Origin of the sequence: Janthinobacterium sp. Mn2066, from assembly GCF_049319705.1 — a bacterium.
In the GTDB taxonomy this organism is placed as follows: Bacteria; Pseudomonadota; Gammaproteobacteria; order Burkholderiales; family Burkholderiaceae_D; genus Janthinobacterium.
In genome coordinates, this window is record NZ_JBMOUF010000071.1 from 1 (window position 1) to 201 (window position 201).

1 pseudogene is annotated in these 201 nt (G+C 61.2%); it reads right to left on the bottom strand.

Annotated elements, in window-relative coordinates:
- Window positions 1–201: pseudogene (locus ACL9RI_RS27795) on the bottom strand (IS1595 family transposase); the annotation flags it as partial.

Genomic DNA, 201 nt, shown 5'->3' on the forward strand with positions numbered 1-201 from the left:
AGGATGCGCCTGGCGTCGAGTATCCAGCGCCAGCCCAGGTAATTGGGTAGATAACGTGTCGCCACGCCATGAAAAATCCTGAGCCATCCGCGCAAGCGGCTGCGATAAGCGTTGACGTTCTGCACGTGGACCGCGCCGCGCACGCGGATACCGGCGCGCAAGTTGACGGCTTGATGACTGATGTCTGTCTCCCGGGCGAAA